At 37.6% G+C, this 1,435-nt stretch carries 1 pseudogene; it reads right to left on the bottom strand.

The window, feature by feature from the left end:
* Positions 1 to 32: 32 nt before the first annotated feature.
* Positions 33 to 1,402, bottom strand: a pseudogene (locus F4V57_RS14685) (IS3 family transposase).
* Positions 1,403 to 1,435: the final 33 nt, after the last annotated feature.

The following is a 1,435-nucleotide window of genomic DNA, read 5'->3' on the forward strand; positions in this document are numbered from 1 at the left end:
TTGAACTGTCCCCCGAAAGTTGGACGGTTTAATTAGGCTGATTTTAAGGACTGATTTCTGTACTGTACAGGGGTCAGTCCTTTTAATTTGATCTTGATTCGTTCATGATTGTAATAGTGAATGTACTCTTTCACTGTTTTTTCCAGTTCATCAACAGATCTAAACTTTTCACCATGAAAGCACTCGGATTTGAGTGTACCAAAGAAACTCTCCATTACGGCATTATCCAAACAGTTTCCCTTACGTGACATACTTTGGATTAAATCATGCTGTTTACGCTGTTGCTGGTAATGACGCATTTGATACTGCCAGCCTTGGTCAGAATGTAAGATTGGTTACTCATCAGGTTTAAGTCTGTTTATGGCATTATCCAACATATCTTTGACCAAATTATAATGTGGTCTACGTTGAGTTTGAAATGCAATGATCTCACCATTAAATAAATCTATGATAGGTGATAGATAGAGTTTTTCACCATTCACATTAAATTCTGTGACATCAATTGCCCACTTCTGATTTGGTTTGTCTGCTTTAAATTGACGCTGTAACACATTTTCAGTAAGCCTGCCAATCTGCCCTTTATAAGAGCGATATTTGACAGCTCTGATGCGTGATTTTAACCCCATCAACTGCATTAGACGTAATGTACGCTTATGGTTGATGGTTATACCTAAATTACGTAAGGCATAGGTAATTCTGCGATAACCATAACGACCTTTATGTTGGTGATAGATTTCTCTAATTTGCTGTTTCAAGTCCGTATGTTTATCCGTATCAGATTTGGATTGATGGTAGAAATAGGTACTACGTGCCATCTTTGCAGCTCGTAATAAATACTTGAATGGATAGCCCTGCCTTAATCCTGATACAAGTCTTGCAATTTCTGCTGTTCGGCTTGCTCTTGTGCTTCCTGTTCCAGTCTTAAGGCTCTCAGCTTTTTTAGAAAAGCATTCTCCGCACGCAGATATGCCAATTCTTCCAATAGTTCTTTCTGAGTTTTATCTTGGTCTGTTTTACTGGTCTTGGGAAGTTTAGGCTTAGACATATGCTTGGAACGCCCCTTAGGCTTGGGTTTTAAGCCATCTATACCGTTTTCTTGATACTGACGCAACCAGCTCCTAATAATACTGGTTTCTCTAATCTGAAATCGTTGTATTGCTTCAGTTAAAGATAGCCCCTCGAACAGAATTGTAGTGACAACTCTATATTTGAACTCGATTGTAAATATGGATTTCTTATTTTTACGGTTTAAGCCAGATACACCATGCTGTTGAAATACTGCCACCCACTTTACAACGTCATTAGGATGAACATTGTATTTATTACCAGTTGAAACTTTACCAAAACCAGATAAGTAGTATTGGACAACCTCAAGTTTAAATTCTTGAGAATATTTAGCCATAGAAAAGCACCTTTTCAAATTAGAACAAGTGTC

Source organism: Acinetobacter qingfengensis (genome assembly GCF_008693185.1).
In the GTDB taxonomy this organism is placed as follows: Bacteria; Pseudomonadota; Gammaproteobacteria; order Pseudomonadales; family Moraxellaceae; genus Acinetobacter; species Acinetobacter qingfengensis.